Source organism: Caldicellulosiruptor morganii (genome assembly GCF_026810225.1).
GTDB lineage: Bacteria > Bacillota > Thermoanaerobacteria > Caldicellulosiruptorales > Caldicellulosiruptoraceae > Caldicellulosiruptor > Caldicellulosiruptor morganii.
In genome coordinates this window covers 246,646-268,086 of sequence record NZ_CP113865.1, presented here as the reverse complement: position 1 = coordinate 268,086, position 21,441 = coordinate 246,646, and the positions used below count along the sequence as shown (strand labels likewise).

At 34.6% G+C, this 21,441-nt stretch carries 17 protein-coding genes; 5 read left to right on the top strand and 12 right to left on the bottom strand.

The genetic code is table 11. From position 1 onward, the window contains the following. Window positions 1–133: 133 nt before the first annotated feature. Both OTK00_RS01265 and OTK00_RS01260 read right to left on the bottom strand, forming a co-directional pair. Window positions 134–661 carry a hypothetical protein gene (locus OTK00_RS01265; RefSeq protein WP_157840989.1) on the bottom strand — a complete coding sequence of 176 codons (528 nt, stop codon included), beginning with the start codon at window positions 659–661 and terminating at the stop codon, window positions 134–136. A gap of 3 nt (window positions 662–664) precedes the next feature. Beyond that, window positions 665–1,831, bottom strand: coding sequence for an XRE family transcriptional regulator (locus OTK00_RS01260; protein WP_082054573.1), 1,167 nt, complete (start codon window positions 1,829–1,831; stop codon window positions 665–667). 981 nt (window positions 1,832–2,812) lie between these two features. Between OTK00_RS01260 and dinB the strand changes: the two genes are divergently transcribed. Together dinB and OTK00_RS01250 are read left to right on the top strand one after the other, a co-directional pair. Next, window positions 2,813–4,048: a DNA polymerase IV gene (dinB, locus tag OTK00_RS01255; RefSeq protein ID WP_045168414.1), complete on the top strand. Its 1,236-nt coding sequence runs from the start codon at window positions 2,813–2,815 to the stop codon at window positions 4,046–4,048. 44 nt (window positions 4,049–4,092) lie between these two features. Then, complete coding sequence (locus OTK00_RS01250; protein WP_045168415.1) at window positions 4,093–4,326, top strand: hypothetical protein; 234 nt, start codon at window positions 4,093–4,095, stop codon at window positions 4,324–4,326. On the opposite strand, the gene OTK00_RS01245 is transcribed toward OTK00_RS01250, so the two are convergent. Next, a complete protein-coding gene (locus OTK00_RS01245) occupies window positions 4,319–5,695 on the bottom strand; it encodes a helix-turn-helix domain-containing protein (protein ID WP_045168416.1) in 1,377 nt (458 codons plus the stop codon). The two genes, OTK00_RS01250 and OTK00_RS01245, sit on opposite strands and share 8 nt — an antisense overlap. 121 nt (window positions 5,696–5,816) lie before the next feature. On the opposite strand from OTK00_RS01245, the gene OTK00_RS01240 reads away from it, so the two are divergent. Continuing rightward, window positions 5,817–6,953, top strand: a complete 1,137-nt coding sequence (locus OTK00_RS01240; protein WP_045168417.1) for a hypothetical protein — start codon at window positions 5,817–5,819, stop codon at window positions 6,951–6,953. A gap of 81 nt (window positions 6,954–7,034) precedes the next feature. Here the strand turns inward: OTK00_RS01240 and OTK00_RS01235 are convergent, their stop codons facing one another. Together OTK00_RS01235 and OTK00_RS12275 are read right to left on the bottom strand one after the other, a co-directional pair. Continuing rightward, window positions 7,035–8,039, bottom strand: a complete 1,005-nt coding sequence (locus tag OTK00_RS01235) for an IS110 family RNA-guided transposase (RefSeq protein ID WP_456298812.1) — start codon at window positions 8,037–8,039, stop codon at window positions 7,035–7,037. Between the two features lie 51 nt (window positions 8,040–8,090). Further along, complete coding sequence (locus OTK00_RS12275; protein ID WP_456298811.1) at window positions 8,091–8,330, bottom strand: hypothetical protein; 240 nt, start codon at window positions 8,328–8,330, stop codon at window positions 8,091–8,093. 446 nt (window positions 8,331–8,776) lie between these two features. Here OTK00_RS12275 and OTK00_RS01230 point away from each other — a divergent pair, with 446 nt between their 5' ends. Then, window positions 8,777–9,559 carry a choice-of-anchor D domain-containing protein gene (locus OTK00_RS01230; RefSeq protein ID WP_045168418.1) on the top strand — a complete coding sequence of 261 codons (783 nt, stop codon included), beginning with the start codon at window positions 8,777–8,779 and terminating at the stop codon, window positions 9,557–9,559. Then, window positions 9,442–9,774, top strand: a complete 333-nt coding sequence (locus OTK00_RS12215) for a choice-of-anchor D domain-containing protein (RefSeq protein WP_408612651.1) — start codon at window positions 9,442–9,444, stop codon at window positions 9,772–9,774. The genes OTK00_RS01230 and OTK00_RS12215 overlap by 118 nt, the downstream gene beginning before the upstream one ends. 227 nt (window positions 9,775–10,001) lie before the next feature. Here the strand turns inward: OTK00_RS12215 and OTK00_RS01225 are convergent, their stop codons facing one another. From OTK00_RS01225 to flgG, 7 genes are all read right to left on the bottom strand, one after another. Further along, entirely contained in the window at window positions 10,002–14,339 is a 4,338-nt protein-coding gene (locus tag OTK00_RS01225) for an AAA domain-containing protein (RefSeq protein ID WP_045168419.1), read from the bottom strand. Window positions 14,340–14,781: 442 nt separating this feature from the next. Beyond that, window positions 14,782–14,922 (bottom strand): hypothetical protein, encoded by a 141-nt coding sequence (locus tag OTK00_RS01220; protein WP_241765413.1) that lies wholly within the window; start codon window positions 14,920–14,922, stop codon window positions 14,782–14,784. Window positions 14,923–15,372: 450 nt separating this feature from the next. After that, window positions 15,373–17,208, bottom strand: a complete 1,836-nt coding sequence (glmS, locus tag OTK00_RS01215) for a glutamine--fructose-6-phosphate transaminase (isomerizing) (protein ID WP_045168420.1) — start codon at window positions 17,206–17,208, stop codon at window positions 15,373–15,375. Window positions 17,209–17,529: 321 nt separating this feature from the next. Then, the gene (gene glmM / locus OTK00_RS01210; protein ID WP_045168421.1) at window positions 17,530–18,879 is read right to left on the bottom strand and encodes a phosphoglucosamine mutase; all 1,350 of its coding nucleotides are present in this window, start codon (window positions 18,877–18,879) and stop codon (window positions 17,530–17,532) included. A 210-nt stretch (window positions 18,880–19,089) separates the two neighbouring features. Next, a complete protein-coding gene (locus OTK00_RS01205) occupies window positions 19,090–20,040 on the bottom strand; it encodes an AEC family transporter (protein WP_045168422.1) in 951 nt (316 codons plus the stop codon). A 181-nt stretch (window positions 20,041–20,221) separates the two neighbouring features. Continuing rightward, entirely contained in the window at window positions 20,222–20,587 is a 366-nt protein-coding gene (locus tag OTK00_RS01200; RefSeq protein ID WP_082054575.1) for a rod-binding protein, read from the bottom strand. A 36-nt stretch (window positions 20,588–20,623) separates the two neighbouring features. Beyond that, entirely contained in the window at window positions 20,624–21,427 is an 804-nt protein-coding gene (gene flgG / locus OTK00_RS01195) for a flagellar basal-body rod protein FlgG (RefSeq protein WP_045168423.1), read from the bottom strand. Window positions 21,428–21,441: the final 14 nt, after the last annotated feature.

Below are 21,441 nucleotides of genomic sequence, written 5' to 3'. Positions count from 1 at the left end.
ACAACATACTTATATTCATGAACTTCCACTTTTTTCTCAGTTTATCAGCTGCCTTCCACAGTTTGTCTTCAAAGATTATGTCTTTTTCTCCCATAGCTATACCTCCCATTCTGTTTTTCTGTCTAGTTTTATTCTAACTATTTTCCATTTGACATTTTAACTTTTCAGCTGCAAATTGTTCTAATAAATTATCCGGAACTCTGCACTTTGTATTATTTAACCTTTTTTGGAACTCTCTTACATCTTCATCACATATGTAGTTTTTTAAATAAGCATCTTTTATCAAATCTATTATACCAAAAACATCATTTAACTGGATGTATTTTCTAACATATTTAAACGCTTTTTTGTCATCACATAATGCTCTTGTCCCTAAGTTTTTTGCTTTTACAAAACATGACAGTTCAGCATCACTAATTTTTTTCTTATGTGGTGGAACTTTTGCCATTTCTAATAAATCATTAATTGTTAACTTTACATGATGAATTTTATTTTTTCTCTTTAAAGTTTCATAAAATTTTTTAGTATCTTCATGAGCTTTATCTATTTCTTGTAGTACGTATATAGTAGCTAATAAATTATAGTTTAAATAATCAAGGATACATTCACATGAAGCGTTCTTGATATTTATAAACGTGCTGGTATCTATTACCGCGTTCATCATTCAAACCTCCATATAAATATCCCATAATTCAAATAATGTTTTGCCATCATCAAATCCAATCATTAACGATTCCATTGCTTTGCCAAATGATATATAGTTTCCCTGATAAGCAGATCTAACTAACTCAAGATACTCTAATGAAATACCTTTTTCAATCAAATCCTCAAATTTATTTTTTATTCGCTTGCTTAGTTCTATTTTTTCAGGATCAACTTTTTGTATGTTTCTTTTTATTACCTTTAACTTACTTAACAATGTCTCCTTGGTCTTTGAACTAATACATTTATTTTCCTCTAATCGATATATAACTACTTGAGGATTAACTTTATATTTTTCGGAAAGAAAAACAACCATGTTAATCATCTGATCAATGGTAGTATTCATAAAATTAAACTTGTATTTCTCTAATGCAGTATCAGGCAATAAAAAATGTCTTGCAAAATAATTGGCTCTTATTTCTAATAATGAGTTGTTTTTATTTATATACGAAACATCCTGTCCCACATTTGAATCAAATAATACATGGCAATACTCGTGTGCCAACGAAAAAATTTGCCTGTAAACATCTTCACAATAATTAATCAATACACAGTGACCTGCATATGGATGATTTATATAAACACCTGATATGTTTGAATCATCTAGTTTTTTCCTAAATATATGAATATTCTGCTGTCTTAAAAGATTATATATATCAGATATCTCATCTTCTATACCTAATCTCTTCCTTTCTGCATATGCAGCAATAATCCCTTGTTCCTTGTAACTTTTAGTCGAAGAAAAATATTGAGAATAATCTTCAGGATTCACTTTTTTTCTTCCTATTATTTCTTCTAAGTTTTTCTTTTCTTCACACAATCTTACGAATTGCTGAATTGCAATTCTATCATTTTTATTTAGGGTACCATTTTGTCTAAATAATTTTCTTATCTGTAATTCTACAGCACTATATTCCTCAGAAACAAAGTATCTAAAATCTCTTCCCAATATTTGTGAAATTATAACAATTACATCACCGTCAATTTCGTTAATGTCTCCATTTTCAATTTTATCATACTCAGTAACTGAATAACCTAAAGCCTTAGCAATTTCTTCCTTTTCTATTAACATGTTTTCTCTTGCTTGCCTAATTTTTTTACCCAAAAGTTTAAAATCAAAACTCATCATTATATCTCTCCCATTAACTTTTATTTATATTTTGTTATGCTTTTACAGGTATCAAATATTTTCTTTGACACAAGACTCTAGTCTCTCATAATCAAATTTTTTGATTAACAGTGTTAGCTTATGAAACTCTCTAATTTATTCTATTAAAGGAAAGATGATTCATGCCCTGCAACTTTTAAATCCTCAAGAGCCTTTTTAATCCAATTGTTTACAATGTCATTCATATTTTTTCCCCCTCAATCAATACTCCATGGCTAAGTATGTTAACCACTTGTTTCTCAATTTCAAATTTTTTACAGTCATAATTAAAATATCAAAAGCGATGCATGGAAACTCTTCGTGAAGAGTTTTATAAAGCGTCCACCATAATTATTTCTTGCTATTCCCGTTATAGTCGTTAATAACTGTAAAAATGTCACAATCACTCTCTTATTGTATAATTCTTTGATTTAAACTTCAACTTTCATAATAACAAATTCTTTGTCAAATACTGCTAATTTATAAAAGACTTTAGCTTCTTCTATTCAAGGAATATAAGAATCATCCAAGTATCCTTATATCAACTGCAAAAAATGTTTGCTGAACCACTTTTAATTCTTTTAGTTTTGAAAAATCACTATTTTGATCCTATCGGTAGCTTTCAAATCCAAATTGCGCCTGACAAACATTTTGACGCTTGTCCTTGCGGCTATGCTTTTTCTTATACTTGGTTTTCTCATGCCAAATTTCATCTTTCTATCTGTTCTCCAACCAAACTCTTGCTCACTATTATTCTTCTTCTTAACAACAATATAACTTTTTTATAAAAATTTTTCAAGCAAAATGACAAATCTGTTTTGTAATGAATTAGGTGTTGTAAATATGTTTTCACCTCATACTAACTGAATAACTTTTTGAATTTGCGAAATATTTCTATTTACCAAACACATTTTTGGTGTTATACTATAATATACAAACTTATGTTCGCATAGGTGATAGAAAGTGGGCAGGGTGATTCTGCATGTTGATCTTAACAATTTCTATGCTTCGGTTGAATGCCTTTATCAACCTGAACTAAAAAACAAACCTGTTGCTGTTTGTGGTGAAAGTGAGCTTCGACACGGAATAGTCCTTGCAAAAAATCAGATAGCAAAATCGTATGGTGTCCAAACAGGTGAGGTTATATGGCAGGCACTCAAAAAATGCCCGAATCTTGTAATTTTAAAACCCAATTTCCCACTTTATATCCGCTTTTCAAAGCTTGCGCAGCAGATTTACTCCGAGTATACAGATTTGATAGAACCTTTTGGAATTGATGAATGCTGGCTTGATGTTACAGAGTCTACAAAAATCTTAGGAAGTGGCAGAAAAATTGCCTATGAAATCAAAGAAAGAATAAAGGCTGAACTTGGCCTTACGGTATCTGTCGGAGTTTCTTTCAACAAAGTATTTGCAAAGCTTGGCAGCGATTATAAAAAGCCCGATGCTGTAACAGTTATCACAAAAGAAAACTTTAAACAAATTGTATGGCCACTGCCTGCAAAAGACCTTTTGTATGTGGGCAGTGCAACAGAAAAAAAACTCAGTTCAATAGCAATTTACACAATAGGTGATATTGCCAGAAGCTCGCCTGAATATCTTAAAAGAATTCTTGGCAAATGGGGAGAAGTGCTCTGGATATTTGCAAACGGGCTTGACACAACCCCTGTTACTCCACCAATTTTTGAAGATAACGTCAAAGGAATAGGCAACAGCATAACCCTGCCAAGGGATTTGAACTGTTTAAATGACGCAGAATATGTTCTCAGAATGCTCTCCGAATCTGTTGCACAGAGACTTCGCCAGCAGTACTTAAAATGCTGCACTGTTCAGATATGGATAAGGGATAGCTCCCTTTTTTCAATAACAAGGCAGGAAAAACTAAAAAATCCCACCTTTTTGGCAAGGGAAATTTTCCAGAAAGCTTTTGAAATATTCAAGAAACACTGGAACTTTAAAACCCCCATAAGGTCTCTTGGCATAAGAGCTTTGGATCTTGTTTGTGCAAACTCACCCTATCAGCTTGAATTTAACAGCATGGAAAAACTCAAATTAGAAGAGCTTGAAAAAACCATTGATAAAATTCGAAGAAGGTTTGGACAGAGTGCAGTTTTGCCGGCCATACTTTTGAGCAAAACCGACCTACCCTGCCAAATTCCACTGCATAACCAAATTCACCCTGTTGCATTCTTTAAGTAAAATTTGTTTTCAAAAATAAAAATGGAAGGGTGGATTTTCAAAAAATGAGAAAAATATTTGTAGATGTTTATGCACACTTTTCAAAGGAAGGAGAAATTACCCCCATCTCATTTGTCTGGCTGGATGGGAAAACGTATGAAATTGATAAGATCATAGAAAAAAGAAATGCTGCCTCATTAAAATCTGGCGGACAGGGCATAAGATATAAAATACTTGTCCGCTCAAAAGTCCTTTATCTTTTTTGTGATGAGAACAGATGGTTTCTGGAATTTATATAGTTTTATATAAAAGTTCTAATTTTTCTATTACCCATTTTTTATCTCTATTTATTCTTGGTATTTGTTCCCATATTCTATCAATCGAGAGAATGATTGAATTTATAATTGTGGGTTCTTCAGATACCAGATAGGCAGGCTGTTTTGTTTTTTCATCTGTCCCAAACACCAGTGCCAGATTATCACCTGAAATAAAAAATTCACCATCAAAATCCAGTGCTTGACTTTTAATCAGTGCCACCTGAAAATTTTTATCTTCTTTTAATTTTTTTATTATTTTCTCTATAAGTAATTTTACTGCGATATTATCTTTTGATTTTACTTTTTCTTCAAACATCGCTCTGTTGTCATAAATATCATTTTTAACTTTCGTATCAGTTAGTTTATCAAAAAACAATATAATCTTATGCTGCGCAGTTCTATCTTTTATATCTCTGTTAGTTTCGATGATATCCAGGTAATATGGTATTGTCCCAATATAGTAATAATTTAGCCCGGGAGAAGCTTTCTCTAAAATAGTATCATATATATCTCTTTCATCTATGTTTTTTATTTTGTATACCAATTTCCTGCAACTTTTAAGATAACTATTGAATATCTTTTGCAAATTAATCACTGTTTCTCTGTCATCAAAATAAAACGTTATACTATCCTTGCTGTCTTGTACTGACATTGATAATATAGCTGAACAATCTTTCAGAACAAATATAGAAATTTTAATAATATTATCAGTATAGTGAGGTAAATAATAAGATACAATATCTCCACAAAAATATAATTTAATCCACTTTCTATATATAGTAGATAAACTATTTAAATCTCTGTCCACTGTATGAACAATCTTAATCCTGTGCTGGTTATATAAATTTTCTCTCATCAATTCTTCCCAGCATTCTAAAAATTTGCTGTCAGACAAAAGCCATGTCATATCTTCCTGGCTTAAAAGTAGCATTTCAGTTGGTTTAATTTTTCTCCCTTCACCCAAAAATCTAATAACAGCTTCTTTTCTGCCTTCGTTCCCATAATATACAGAACATGCTTTTAAGCTTGAATTGTATATTATTGAAAATTCACTTGCCACATCCTCTCTGTCATCAAACAACCACTCAAAAATTATTTTGCCAGTTGATGGTGATATATCATCTATATCAGAAATAATAAATTTTAATTTTTGAATATTACTATCATCTATTTTATTAACCAAATAATCAACCAGTAGCTTAGCATGTTCTGAATCCGGATGCAAGATTCTTTTATTATTCTTCCATTTACTGATTAAAGAAGAATCAATGTGTAAAAACCTTGCTAAATCTGAAGTTTTAATATTCAAAACCTTCATCAAAATCTCCAGTTTCTTCCCCAAATTGCTCATAATTCTATATCCCCTCTTTTTGTCATTTAAATGTCATGGACAAATATATTCAAACTATTGAATTTATCTGTCATTAGACTTATAGTAAAAACATAAATCAATTTTGAAAGGATGAAAAATTATGAAACGAATCTTTCTCCTACTCCTTATTGCTTTATTACTTCTCAGCTTTACCTCTGTTTTTGCTGACAGCAAATTTTTCCCCTTTGCTGAAAAATTCAATACACCCGTAAAAGAATGGTTTGGAGGATTTGGCATAGACAACTCAATGTACACCTCGGATGGTAATTTTGTACTGGTAGGGGCTATTACCGTTTCACCTTACACTGGAGCGTGTCATCCTGCAATCTTAAAAGTGGATGAAAATGGCAAAATCATCTGGGCAAAGATGTTTGAGCTCAAAAAAGACTTAGCTACAGTCCACAACCGATTTACCAATGTAATAGAGCTTAGCGATGAAAGCTATCTGGCGGTCGATTACTCAAAATCAAATTTTAACAACAAAGATGGCGCTGAAGAACTAATAGCTCTTAACATCCTACCAAATGGAAATATAAGGTGGTTTAAGGCATTTGGCAGAGAAACTAACAATGAACAGACGTGGCCATGTAACGTCGTTGAAAATGAAGACAATTCAATATCAATCTCAGGCATTGTGCGAGTATCAAGCGAAAATGTAACAGCCGGTTTTTCTCTTGATATTGACAGCAAGGGCAATGTTATAAGTGAATTTAATGTTGATGGAGTAGGCTGGTATACCAGAAAATATTTTAAGAAATTGGACGATAATAGTTATATTTATCAAGCTAATATGTATTACAGAGACAATGGCTGGTTCGATACTTTGAAAAGATACGATGCAAACAGGAGTCTACTCTGGTCAAAAGCGTATTATCTTTACTATCCCGAAGCCAAAAAGAACCTCAATATAACCGAAATTAAATATATTCAGGTAGACGATGGTTTTATATGTGCCGGAGATACAGAAAGTCGGATGCCTTTTATATTCAAAATAGATGACAATGGAAATGTTATCTGGGGCAAGCTTTTAAAATCCGAATCAGGTATTACAACCAACATTTGCCCATCCTTGGATAATGGTGCTTTTGTTACTTTAAAAAACGGATATTCTTCTGTTGGAATGACAGTCATAAAGGTGTCCGAAAAAGACCAGCTAATTAAAGTCAAGAGTTTTTTTAAAAAAATTTTGACACCATTTTATGGTATAAGATTCTTTAAAGAGGGCGCAAAAAGGTAAGCCATCCATTAGAAGTTGACATAACATATGGAGGCTGAGTAGTATTATTGTTAACTAATGTTTCGTAAACAGAACAATTGTTTATGCACTACAAACTGCAGTTTTATTAAAGTATTTTTGAATATGTTCTTCTGGAGTTCTAAGTTCAAAAGGTTTTTTATCGCGCATAACAGCAAAGATAATACAAATAATTTTTCTCATAACAGCACCTAATGCAACTTTTTTGGGCTTTTGTTGGCACTTTTTCTGATAGTATTCGAATAATACAGGATTACAAGGTTTAGAATTTCTTTTTGTTCTGATATTGGCAAGAGCAATTGTAAATAAGATTCTTCGCAAGATTTTAGAACCACGTTTAGACATTTTATTTTTTGTGCCAACAAATTGCCCCGATTGATTTACGGAAGGATCTACACCAAAGAAAGCAACAAGCTTGTTGGGTTTTGAAAATTTTTCGAAATCACCTATTTCAGCAAGGATAGTTGCAGCGGATAGAAAACCTATGCCGGGGATAGATTGAAGGAGGTTAATATTTTCCATGAGTGAAGGCTGAGATTGCGAAGATTGCTGAACAAGTTGATTTATGGCTTCAAAAATTTTGTCGATATTCTGCTGTAAATTCAGGACCATGTTAATATAGACTTTAAGCATAGTAACAGTTGCTAAGTCTGATATAGAAAAAGGTTGAAACTGTTTAGCTTTTGCGACAAGTAATTCATATTTTTCTTTGGCCCATTGATAGCTTTTTTTAGAGGTTAGCTGAATGATGGAAATAAGTTTTTCGCTGTCAGCGCCTAAGATATCGGTTGGAGTTGGGTAGTTTTCAAGTATAGCTAAGGATGTTTTAGAACAAATGTCAGGGAAGATCTCTTTGAAATTGAGCATAATTTGATCGACGACAGAAGTAAGTCTGTATTTGTAAGAGGTTAGTTCATCACTGAGGTTGTAATACTGGCGGCATAGGTTTTTCAAGCAGTCGAGGATTTCAGATGAAGGTTGTACTACAGTAGAGTCAGTAAGTCTTAAAGTTAATGCAATCCACAGGGCATCAGTTTTATCATTTTTTACTTTGACTTGTTCCCGCATTTTTGATAGAGGCAGAATTGGATGGGATTGATAATTGAAACATCCCAGCCATTAGAAGTAAAGAAGCGGGAGAGGATTTTGTGGTAATGCCCTGTGGCTTGAAATGACGATGATAGGGCGTGCTGCGAAATCCTCTTCAACTTTTTTAAGGATTTCAATAGCCCTATCAAAGTCGGAGGGATTATTGTGACGGATAGTCAAGCGAGCGATTATTTCATTTGTAGGAGAGATAATCACCATTTCGCTGAAATACTTGGCTACATCAATCCCGGCAATAGGTTTTAGATTCATAGCAATTAAACCTCCGTTCAAGTGATTTTAAAATTGAATTAGGGCATGAGTTTTCCATTCCGAGCAAAGGTAAGTATACAACCTTGCACGTGATGCGAGGAACCAGCTTTGATTAGGATTTAAGCTGGCCTCAACCAGCCAAATAGTTTAGACTTACCTGGAATGGAATGATAATCTTTTTCACGGGTATACGGAAGGAAGTTCCGTTCCCAGGGGGCGAGTACAGGTAAATTCCATGCCCAGATAGAAAGAATTATATCAAAGTTAGGATGGCTGGCAAGAGGCCAGCGTTAAAGTGGCTAAAGAATAGGAGCCACAAGCAGCAGGAAGAGACTTTGCGCTGCTTTCCTCTCAAAGAGGAAGTACTTGAGACGTTATTTTAAGGATGAGACTCAAAATCTTATGTTAACCGAAACTTTGGTTGTTATTTTATTAGAGTTTTTTTGATGTGTCTTACGAAAATAATTATACAAGGGGATATAAAATGGGCAAAAAGCTATGGCAGCTGGGAAATTTTCAAAGTTCTCAATCCTTCTTCAGACATGTTATGCTATACTGGATATAATTCTCTTGCTGTAGTTAATTCAACAGGTGATGCAAATTTTGTTGATAACAACAACAGAGAGTTTTTTGTTGGAAAACCAATAAATGATATTGAAATTAAACAGGTTGAAATTAAAACAATTGAAGGTGCCGGGCCAAGTGATTTTAATTATAAATATAATACCACAAAAAGCATGGATATAACAAAATACTTTGCTGTCAAAACAGATTTTTCTATAAATACTGCCATTTCATTAAGACCGGAAATACAGGTTGAAAAGCAGACTTTGAATTTTGGCAATGTTAAAGCAAATTCCTCACAAAGTTTGGTTCTTAATATTTCAAACAATGGACTTGGAATGTTGAAAATAGACAGTATTTCAATTACAGGGGCAAATAGCTCAGATTTCAAACTGAAAAATACTTTAACATCTATAAAATCAAAGCAGAAAGAACAGCTGGTTATAATAGCCAATCCAAAAACTGCAGGACTGAAAAAAGCCACACTCAACATAACATCCAATGACCCTTTAAAAAGTCACCTGCAGATACAATTAATATGCAATGCATTAAATCCTTCAGGCATAATCAGCATAAGCAAAAAAATGTTAACTTCGGCACAGTATCCATCGGCAATACCTATAAAAAGACTATTACAATATCTAACTCAGGTTCTGCAAACCTGAAAATTTCAGCTGCAACCATCGGTGGTACTGATACTGATGAATTTTCATTTGAGGCAAATAAAGTAATAAACAAAATTCTAAAGCCAAAGGAAAAGATTTCATTCAATGTAATATTAAAGCCAAAAACCAGGGGAACAAAGTCAGCCTATATAACAATAACCTCAAACGATATTAACAAAAAGTCCAAGATAACATTAAGTGCAAAGGTTAAGTGAAATTTGTCTTTACTTTTTTAAAAAGCTAATTAAATAAGTGGCTAAGGGCTATCCAAAAAGATAATTGGATAGTCCCCTTTCTTACGATATATAGTTTTTTGACTTATTTAATTTTTCTATATGTTGTGGAATAAAATTTTAATATTTTGTTTTTAGACAGCTTCGTAATATCAATACAGATTAAGTAAGCAAATTTTTTATTCATTTCTACAGTAAAATTTGATCATTTATTCAATTGGTTTAATTCCCATCTCATCTAACTTTTTCCATAAAGACGCCATAGCCTTTTCAGGATCCCTATAAAATTCACTGCCTCGAACACGCCAAAATGTCCACCCAACCCTTTCTAAAATACGTTGACGTTCTATATCCTCCTCCCATTTATCAATACCATGCCACTTATCTCCATCACATTCAATAGCTAATCTATTGCGAATTCCTTCAACAACCAAATCAATCCGTTTGCCCAAATTCGCAACTTTTACTTGTGGTATTACTCTATACCCACGTGTACAAATAATTCTGTAAACATCTTCCTCAAACTTTGATTCAAATAAATGTTTAACTTCATCTATTTTTTGTTGCACTCTATTTGGATTTTGACAATATTGTAATAAACGATATCTTGCACATTCTGGATTATTTATATCCTCTAATTGCACTGAATGAAATAAAAACATTTGGTCTCTTGCTCTGCTTGCCGCAACATTAAACCTTTGATAATCAGAACGTTTGGTTAATGCTCTAAACCTAACATTCGGTGCAATAACCATTGATAGGAAAATTATATCTCTTTCATCACCCTGGAAGAAATATGCATCCCCACATATCAGCTTTCTTTCAACCATCTCTTTTTCTCCAATTGCTTCTCTTAAAAGTTCCTCAATAAGTACTGCTTGAGCATCTCCCTGAAGGGAAATAACCCCCATTGTCTTTCCATTATATTTTGGATCAGAACAAAGTTTTTCAATATGTTTTACTATTGCTTTTGCTTCAGGTCTATTTATTAATTTATTAGTAGTATGTTCTTCAACAAATCCTTCCTCTACAAATATTGCTGATACAGGCGGTTCAAATATTTCATGAGACATTGGCAATCTTAAGGGTATTATTTTCCCTCCATACATAAAATCATTACTAAATTGTATTATTTCAGGAACACTCCTGAAATGTTCTTTTAATACAACTTTGCTTTCTAAAATTTGATTTGCTATATCATACAAGCTTGTAGTAAGTTCAAATCTGCTGGCATGAGGCACTATTCCCTCTAAATAATGTTGAATAAGTTGATGCACTTCTCCGACATTTACACCAATACTTTCTGGACTTATCTGATTATCATCTCCAACTATCACTGCTTTTTTTGCTCGTAATAATGCACATAAAGCAAATAGATTACTCTGACTGCTTTCGTCTACTATTATTACATCAAATAAATCATTTGTAAGCTTTATGTTCTCGATTATTTTTTGTATCGGCATTATCCAAACTGGGATGGCTTCTTTGCAAATCTGCATTTCTTCCATCACTTCTTTTCGGTACATATTAGCATACTTACCCGTTCCTTTCCCAACTTTCCTAACTGCTTGCACAAACGCATGCAGACTTTTCTTTTGCCCATATGTAGTTCTTTCAATTTGCGCAAGCCACGTAGATTTTGCGACAAGTTCCCTTAAAATATGTGATTCATTTTTTTCTTCTTCCTTCAACAATTCCTCAAATTTTTCTATATTAGTTTTCTCTTCTAACTCTTTCAGGTAAGTATCACACTGTCTCCATTGCCATGCCAATTTCCAATCATCAGGTGGAATTAAAGGTTCACCTTGTCCACCTTGCTCAATTATCATTTTTACCCATTTGGGTGCAATTTCTTCAAGTCTGTCTTTCAAGTTTAAATAAACATTATAATCCTCTTCTAAGCCTTCAAGACGGACAACTTCCCAGTATTCTTTATCCCACAGCTCTGTATCTTTTGCTTCACATGCATTTAAAAGATTTATCCAGCTTGGATGAGCATTATTTGATTCCTTTCCACCAATCAATAGAATTTTTAAACTCTCAAAAAATTCATTGGCATCATTCAATTTTTTCTTTAATTCAGGTACTTCTATGCCATTATAAAGTTTTTCAAACCATTTTATATCAGTCCAAGCAGGTGTCTCTTTGATACCTAAGGCATTCAAAAATTCTTGCAAAGGTTTTACAACTTTATCATCCCATTGTAACCCCTTTTCTATTTTATTTATAAGTTCCTCTACATAGAAAGAAAATCTTGGTATTGAATCAGATAATTGGGGGCCTCCAATGTCCTTCATTATATTATTCCACTTCAATATTAACTTGTTCTTAATTTCATTTTTCTCTATATATTTGATAACTATACCAACGTCATTTTCATTTCTTATTTCATGCCCGTCTAAAGATATTTTATTCTTATCCATTAAATACATATATTTACGACCTGTAATGTTTTTAAAAAACCAGCTCATTTGCCTAACACCTTTTAGTTTCTCTCTTAAAACCTTTAGGTTTTCTTTTGCGACTGTTGGATCAATATCTTCAGAAAAAACAATCTCATGTTCTATTAACTCCATATCAAGATTTTTTATTTGCTTAATAATATCTCGGCTTTCCTGAATAAGTACCTTCCATAATTTTTTGCTGTCCCCACCTGATATTGAATCCTTCATAATAAACTGCATCCAAGGTTGGTTTAACTCTTTTAGTTCATTAATTATAGACAAAATCTTTTGTTTATATGCATCTACTTGGTCATAGACATTTTGAGATACATTCCATTCCTTTATATAATCAAACTTTTCGGTTATTTGTTGCTCAAGCGTCCTAATTTTTAATACATTTTCATTGAATATATGTGAATCAGGTAATTCTGATACTTTTGGTCTCTTTTTTTCTAAGCTTTCTTTATCGCTGGTTCGTAACTTCCCCGATAATTCAAAAAATTTCCTTAACTCTGCTTCGGATAAAGGACATTCTTGATCTATTTTTATAGAATCAGGCATCCAGTTATGTTTAGCATTTTCTTTCAGCCATTTTGCTATTTCTAAAGGAGTCATTTCGCAATTACCAATTCTAACCTTTTTGCTTTCCAATTCGCCTGCCTGTTTAATTAAATTTTGATATCGAGTCTTCTTTTTCCTTGTTTCGTATAATTCATTCCTTAGCCTCTCTACTTCCTTTTTCAAAATTTGAGGATCATAGCTATCGATATTTTCAGTAATATTTTCTATTGAACTCTCTAATTCCTTTACAGAAGCAGAATCTCCTCCTAACACACTTACACACAAATGCCTAATTTCTTCTGGAATCTTATCTCTTAAAACCCGCAAGGCCCTTTCTTTTTCACTGGTTACTAACACTCTTTTTCCGTGTGCAAGCAAATGACAAATTAAATTAGCAATTGTATGACTCTTCCCAGTACCAGGTGGTCCCTGAACAACTACCCCAGGGCTTTTAGCCAACTTCTTGGCAATCAATTTTTGTTCATTATTTACTGGAAGGGGAAATAGTAAATTTTCTCCAATAGATTCCCAATTATCTTGATTATTATTTGTCTCATCCTCTTTCTTACATTCTTCTAAATCATCAACAGCAAGTCTTTTAATAGTTTCAGGAATAGGATAATCGCTTCTTATTTTATCTATCACCGTAATCAATTCTTTCTGCCATATGCGTCCACTGGTTTTCCTTAAAAATATGACAGGCGAATAACTAATTACGGGAACTTCCTTTATATTTTGGAGGGGAAAATCTTCATCTGAATATATACCTCCAGGATTTATTGTATGCACTATCTCCTTTAAAATAGGTTCTATTGATTCCTTATCCCAAACATTTATTTCTGCATTCTGAATCTCAGGTTCCATTTGTTGCAAACTTTTAATATATGGTAAATCAATATTGTTAAGCATATCAGTTTCCAAATATGTCCCTTTACTTGTTGGCAACAACATAAATATCCCATTTTTAGCATCAAACTGTAATTCTAATGGTGTTACAAGAACAGGCCTTTTAATCTTAAATCCGTTAACATTCCATAATAATATACCATGCCCCCATGCAAGCTCAACGTCCTCTCCTTCACGTTGAATTCTTTGATGTATTGCAAACAATTTTGTATATAATTTTTTAATTCTCTTTTTAGGTAAAGCCTCGTTCTTCCAGGGAATCCATACATTTTCTTTCCATTCTTTAAAAACCTTTACTCTTTCAGGGTCATCCTCGAAATTTTCATAATCTGCTTTATCTTTTTTAGGAATTTGTTCCTTAACTACTGGTTCTTTTTCTGGATCGGCACAATATGTCACCCAATCACTTAGTATTTTAGGTAATTGCGGAACAGGTGGTAGTTCCTGCTTATGTACTTCTAACCAAGCTTCCTTATATTTGCCACTGCCATTTAAAAAACACCCTTCATACTCTGGCAAATCTTTTTGCCAGATTACTTCATCATATTGCTCAATATTTCTAATTACTATATCGTTTAAATTCTTGACTGCCAAAAGGTATTCAAATATCTTACAAACTTTATTGTTTATACCCATACATTCCACCTCTTTTAAATTATTGGCGTTTCTCTTAAATATAGAACTAATACTTACTCATAGAGCGTCAAATTAAGTCATAGGTTTAATTGCTATATTTTACTAATAAATACTTATCAATCAAGCAACATCTTCAAAAAGAGATACAACCTGTTAAATAAGCTGCTGCCCAAAGAGTTGAAGCAAAGTTTAACACTTCATCGTTATTCTGCCCTATTTCCTTTTTCACTTCCCTAAATATTATTTTGCCTTAATAAAACTACGCTTTCTATCTTTCCCTTTCTATGCTCTGGAAATAAGTATAAACTATGTTTCTCAGCAATCGGCTGATTGTCACGTTGTAGCGTTGTGTAAAGCTTTTGATATATTCGAGTTCTGCATCGGAAACTTTTATATTAACCATCTTCCCCGTCCTCAATTGGAATGTATAATATTTCAAAAGTTAGTAAGACCTAAAACTGTAACTGATATACATTATCATCTTTGCACGGGTAGAAGCTATTTGGTTTTCAACTGCATATTCTTTTAGTTTCTTATGCATTGCTGGACTCACTAAAGCCCATATTTGATGAATCTTTCTCACAAAATATATTCTCCTCTTTTTAATAATAGCATACTATATTGTAAAATTCATCAAGCTTCTTTTAGTTTTTTATTTAAATTTGTAAGCAGTTATATTTACTCAGAACTTTGAAATATTTAACAACCAAATTAATATTATAAATATTATTTATGTTATTTTATAAATCTCCACAAACAATTTTTTTCCCTAACCCCTAACTATGTTAATTAAAGACCATTTTCTCTGCCTTAACTCAGTATAAAATATATATATATCACTTTCTGGAGGTATAAGAATTCCAAGTAAAATATGCTATATTCATTTTGAAAATTTACATTCAAGCTTCTGTTTTTGTGAAAAAAGTTTGTACGAATAGTCAGGTCCAATGGCAAAAAGAAAAAGGGATAAGGTGGCGCAAAGCCTTTATATAAGCAAGGCTTTATCACTTATCCCTTTTATTTTATCTTGCTCTTACTCCACAGTCACACTCTTTGCCAAATTCCTTGGTTTGTCAACATCGCAGCCTCTTTGCACTGCTGTGTAGTATGCAAAAAGCTGAAGTGGCACAACCGTCAAAACAGGTGCCAGGATGTCAAGTGTCTTCGGAATATATAAAACATGGTCTGACACATCTTCTATGGCAGTATTCCCCTCCTGCGCAACAGAAAGCACAACTGCACCACGGGATTTTACCTCTTTTATGTTGCTTATCATCTTTTCAAAAAGCTTTTCCTGTGTTGCAAGTGCAATTACAAATGTCCCATCTTCAATCAGTGCAATTGTTCCATGCTTTAGCTCACCTGCTGCATATGCTTCTGAGTGAATGTATGAAATCTCTTTTAATTTGAGTGACCCTTCCATTGCAACTGCAAAGTCCAAGCCACGACCCAAATAGAAGATGTCCTTTGCGTTAAAATGCTCTGATGCATACTTTTGAATATTCTCTTTGTGTGTAAGGACATACTCTATTTTTTCAGGAAGTCTTTTTATCTCATCTCTTATCTTTGCAAACTCATCATTTGATATTGTTCCAAGCTTTGTTGCAAAGTCAAGAGCAATAAGATAAAGGCAAATAAGCTGCGTTGTGTAAGCCTTGGTCGATGCAACGGCAATCTCGGGCCCTGCCCATGTATACAGACAATCATCCACCTCTCTTGCTATGGATGAGCCAACAACGTTTACAATCCCAAGCGTCCTTGAGCCTTTTGCCTTTGCCTCTCTCATTGCAACAAGAGTGTCAATTGTCTCACCCGACTGAGAAATCACAATTGTCAGGGTATTCTCATCAACAATGGGGTCTTTGTAGCGAAACTCGCTTGCAATGTCAACCTCAACAGGTATTCTTGTGAGCTTCTCAATCACATATTTGCCCACAATCCCTGCATGGTATGCTGTGCCACATGCAACTATAAATATTTTGTGAAGTTTCTGCAAATCCTCTTTTGCTATCTTTATGCCATCCAGGTTTACCTCAAAGCTGCTATCTGGAAGCCTGCCTGTCAGCGTGTCCCTTACCGCCTTTGGCTGCTCCATTATCTCCTTTATCATAAAGTGCTCATAGCCACCTTTTTCAGCTGATGAAACATCCCATGTAACGTGGAATACATCTTTTTTAATCTGCTCCTTTTCGGGATTTATAACCTCCACCCTGTCTTTTGTGATAATTGCTATCTCATTCTCTTCAAGGATATAGGTATCCCTTGTGTACTCCAAAATTGCGGGAATGTCCGAGGCAATGAAATTCTCACCCTGACCCAATCCAACAATCAAAGGACTGTCTTTTCTTGCTGCCAGAATCATATCGGGTTTGTCAAGGCAAAGCACTCCCAGAGCGTATGACCCCTGAATCTTCTCAAGTGTTTTTATAAACGCATCCACAATGTCACCATCATAATAATATTCAATAAGATGCGCAACAACCTCTGTATCTGTCTCAGAAGCAAATTCAAAACCTTTTCTAATCAAAAATTCCTTTAACTTTAAATAATTCTCTATAATCCCGTTGTGGACAATTGCAATTCTGCCGTTCTGGCTCATATGCGGGTGCGAATTCTCATCGGATGGCTCACCATGCGTTGCCCACCTTGTGTGACCAATCCCGGCAAAACCCTCAATGGGGTTTTCTTTTAGCTTTTCTTCCAGAGTAGCAAGTCTTCCTTTTGTCTTGACTATATCAATCTTCTGGTTATCTATATCAATAACTGCCACACCGGCAGAGTCATATCCCCTGTACTCAAGCTTTTTAAGCCCGGAAAGTAAAATAGGAACGCAGCTTCTATTACCAACATAACCAACAATTCCGCACATTGTTTTTTGCCTCCTCTTGAGCCTTATATTTAATTTCCAAGCTGCCACAAACCTGCAGCAAATAAAAAAGCCTTAAGCCTTTTTCTTTCTGCTTTTGTCCTGGAAGTTACCTTCCGGGGTTTGTAGCAGAAAGTTACGAGGAAAAAGGCAAAAACCCCGCCGGGGCACCCGCCGACAACCTCGATCCTCCCCGGTCCTCGTCAACCTCTGGAAAAATGCGCAAAACAAAGCAGCGCTATAACTTCCAGAGGTCCTGGCGCTTAAATAAAAAAGTGTCAGGTGAAGATGACCATAAGTTACATCCCAAAACTCAGAAGATTATCATGAAAGCCTTGATTCAATCAATTTTGCAAGAGCCTCGGCGTCCTTTTTAATCTCATCATAGTCCTCGCCCTCAATCATAACCCTTATCAAAGGTTCTGTACCAGATGGTCTTATTAAAACCCTTCCTTTTCCATTGAACTTGTGCTCTAAGGCTGCAATTGCATCCATTATAACACTATCTTCTTTGTATAGCTCCTTTTTGCTGTTTTCAACTCTTGCATTTACCAGCACCTGGGGGTACACTTTCATTATCTTTGCAAGCTCAGAAAGCTTTTTGTTAGTCTTACATATTAGCTTTGTCAGGTGAAGACTTGTCAGAATCCCATCCCCTGTTGTTGCATAGTCCAGAAGTATTATGTGCCCTGACTGCTCACCACCAATTGAATATCCGCCTTCCAGCATCTTTTCAAGAACATATCTGTCTCCGACTTTTGTGACCTCAAGATCTATCCCAAGCTCTTTTGCAGCAACAAAAAGCCCCATGTTGCTCATAACTGTTACAACCAGGGTGTTATTTTTTAGCTTCCCTTCATCCTTCAAAGCTTTTGCCAGAAGAAGCATAATCTTATCACCGTCAACAACCTCGCCATTTTCATCTACAAAAAGTGTTCTGTCCGCATCACCATCATACGCAATGCCAAAATCAGCCCTGTTTTTCACAACCTCCTGCTTCAGCATCTCAAGATGTGTGGATCCACACTCTTTGTTGATGTTTGTCCCATCCGGCTGGTTGTTTATCACCAAAACCTCTGCACCAAGTTCTTCAAAAACCGCCGGAGCTATCTTATAAGCTGCACCATTTGCACAGTCCATAACAATTTTAATCCCCTTGAAGCTTGCACCATTTAATGTTGATTTTAGATACCCCCTGTAGTCATTTTCAAGCTCAGCTTTATTTACTCTGCCTATTGCATCAAACTGAGCGTGTGGCACTTCATCCCACTTTTTGTTCAAAATAATGTCCTCAATCCTGTCTTCAATCCGGTCAGAAAGCTTGAAGCCCTGTGAATTAAAAAACTTAATACCGTTGAACTCATAAGGATTGTGCGATGCAGAAATCATAATTCCCGCATCAAACCGGTGCGATTTTACCAGGTGAGCTATAGCAGGTGTTGTAACAACTCCTGCAAGATACACATCTGCTCCGACAGAAGTCAGCCCGGCACACAGTGCAGCCTCAAGCATATCGCATGAGATTCTCGTATCTTTGCCAATCAGGATTTTAGGTTTTTGTCTGGTTTGGGTGAGCACATATGCACCAGCTCTTCCCAGATCAAACGCAAGCTCACATGTAAGCTCTTTATTTGCAATACCCCGAACACCGTCTGTTCCAAAAAGTCTTCCCATCAATCTCCTCCTTTTTCAGTAGATTTTATTTTACTTTATCTATTATATAACCATACATAAAAAATAACAATCTACATTTGCTGACCATTAGATATGTATACATCTTTTCCTTTGCAACATTGTGCTAATGTTAAGGCAAGTGATAAGTAAAAAGTATTTCCTCGGTTGTACAACCATCCTTTTATATTCATTATTACTTCCAAGAAAAAACTAAATAATTTTAATTAAAACCATTAAAAATGGCATTATAACAACCGAGAACAGTGTAGAATATGTAATCATAGCAGTGGCAAATTCATAATCTCCATTATATACTCTTGAAATTATTGCCGAGTTAATCATAACAGGCATAGCAGACATTATTATAAAAACATCTCTCATAAGTTTGGGCACAGGAATAAAATGAGATAAGCTCCATGTTATAAAAGGAGTGATCAGAAACCTTCCAGAAAAGACCAGTAAAGAATCCCTGTCAAACTTAAAACTTTTAAAACCCATCTCATACATTGTTATGCCAATACAGAAAATGGAAAGAGGTGTTGTAAGCCCTCCTACCATTTTAAAACTGTCAAATGCAAACTTGGGCAGTCTTATTCCCAAAAGTACAAGTACAACTCCAATCAAAAATCCTATCAAAGGCGGATTGAATATGCGTTTTAAAGTGTCTATACTAAAAACACTATGCCTCTCGCTTTTGTTGTCACGTATAATACCATACACTCCCAATGTCCACCACATTGTTGTGTTTGCCATGTAATAAAGGAGTGTGTAGGGTGTCGCAACATCTCCAAAAAGTGCCAGAGACATCGGAAGACCCACAAAAATGGAATTAGAAAGTGAAAATATAGCTGCAAAAAGCCCTCTTCTGTAAATCTTTACATTTGCAAACCTTGCAACCACTGTAGCCACACAATAAGAAAGTAATATGGATAAAAAAGGAATCAAGAGCCCTCTTGCTGAATGTTCAAGCTCCTCTTTTGTAAAAGTTGAGGTCAGATTTGCAATCATATAAAGCGGGAGGGAAATATTTACAACAATCTTCGCAAATAGGTCTGATACTTTTGAATCAAACCAGCCAATTTTTGTCAAATAATATCCTAAAATTAAGACAAATAAAATTACTAAAACTCCTTGAATGCTGCTTATAAATGTCTGTAACAAGCCATTTTCCCCCTTAAAAATCAGGTTAAATAATGTACAGTTAAATATTATACCACTGATGGCTTTGCAATTATTATAACAATATTAATGGTATTAAAAGTTACTTTCCAAATGGCTCTGATAGAACTAATATTGCCAATAAAAAATAAAAGCCGGTCTATTTCACCGGCTCAGCAAAAAACTACTTTTCATCTTTGAACCTGTATGCATTTTCGATTCTTCTTAATATGGAATCATACAACAGCTTTGACAATCCTACCCCACCCTGACTTGAAGCTTTTTTGGATACCTCATCTACAAACATATCATTGAATATATCATCAGCAATACTCTTTTCGAAAAGTCCACTTTCAGGGATTGATTTTTTCATTTCTTTGAAGATTGAAGAAAGTAAAATAGCTTCAAAATCATCACATGCTTCTTTTAATCTTTGCTTATCCTTTTCCGAATAAGCCTTTTCCAGTTTATCTATTAATGAATTACTATTTGCATTATTTATAGCCTCTGCCATCCCGGTATTGTTTCCTAAATCCTGAACACCTATCATATTATCCAACCCTGCCTGTTTTTAAATCAAATTTTATTATCTCTTGAGATTATTTGCCATAGACAGCATATCATCGGCTGTTTGAATCGCCTTGGAATTTATTTCATATGCCCTTTGAGCAATAATGAGTTTTACCATCTCGTCAACCACCTGAACATTTGACATTTCCAAAAATCCTTGCAAAATCCTGCTCTTTGGTCCTTCTGTTTCCTCTTCAGAAACCGGCTCACCAGAGGCAGCCGACACCGCATACAGGTTCTTGCCCTCAGCTAAAAGCCCCTGCGGGTTAAGAAACTTTACTATTTTTATCTTAAGCCCGGAATCCTGTATCTGCCCTTCAGCATCCTTGTATGTAATCCTGCCTGTCTCATCAATCGTTATACTGGAAATTGCTGTCTCTGGAAGAACAATCTCTGTATCACCTACTGCCAGAACAGGATATCCGTCCGATGTGACAAGCTTTATCTGTCCATCAACATTTGAAACCTTGAAGCTGCCATCTCTTGTGTATCTTGGACCGTTAGGTGTTGACACAACAAAAAATCCTTCGCCCTGAATTGCCAGGTCAAGCGGGTTTTCAGTCCTCTCTAAGTTGCCCTCCGAAAAGCTCTTTGTTATAGCAGTTATTGTCACACCATGTCCTATTTGAAGACTAACTGGCTTGCCATCACCTGCAACAACATCTGCACGCGACAAAGTTTCATACAAAAGGTCTTTGAACTCGGCCTTGTCTTTCTTAAATGCAGTCGTGTTAACATTGGCAAGGTTGTTGGAAATAATATCAACATTGGTCTGCTGGGCTTTCATCCCCAGCGCCGCAGAATACAGTGCTCTCATCATTTTTCTCTCAATCC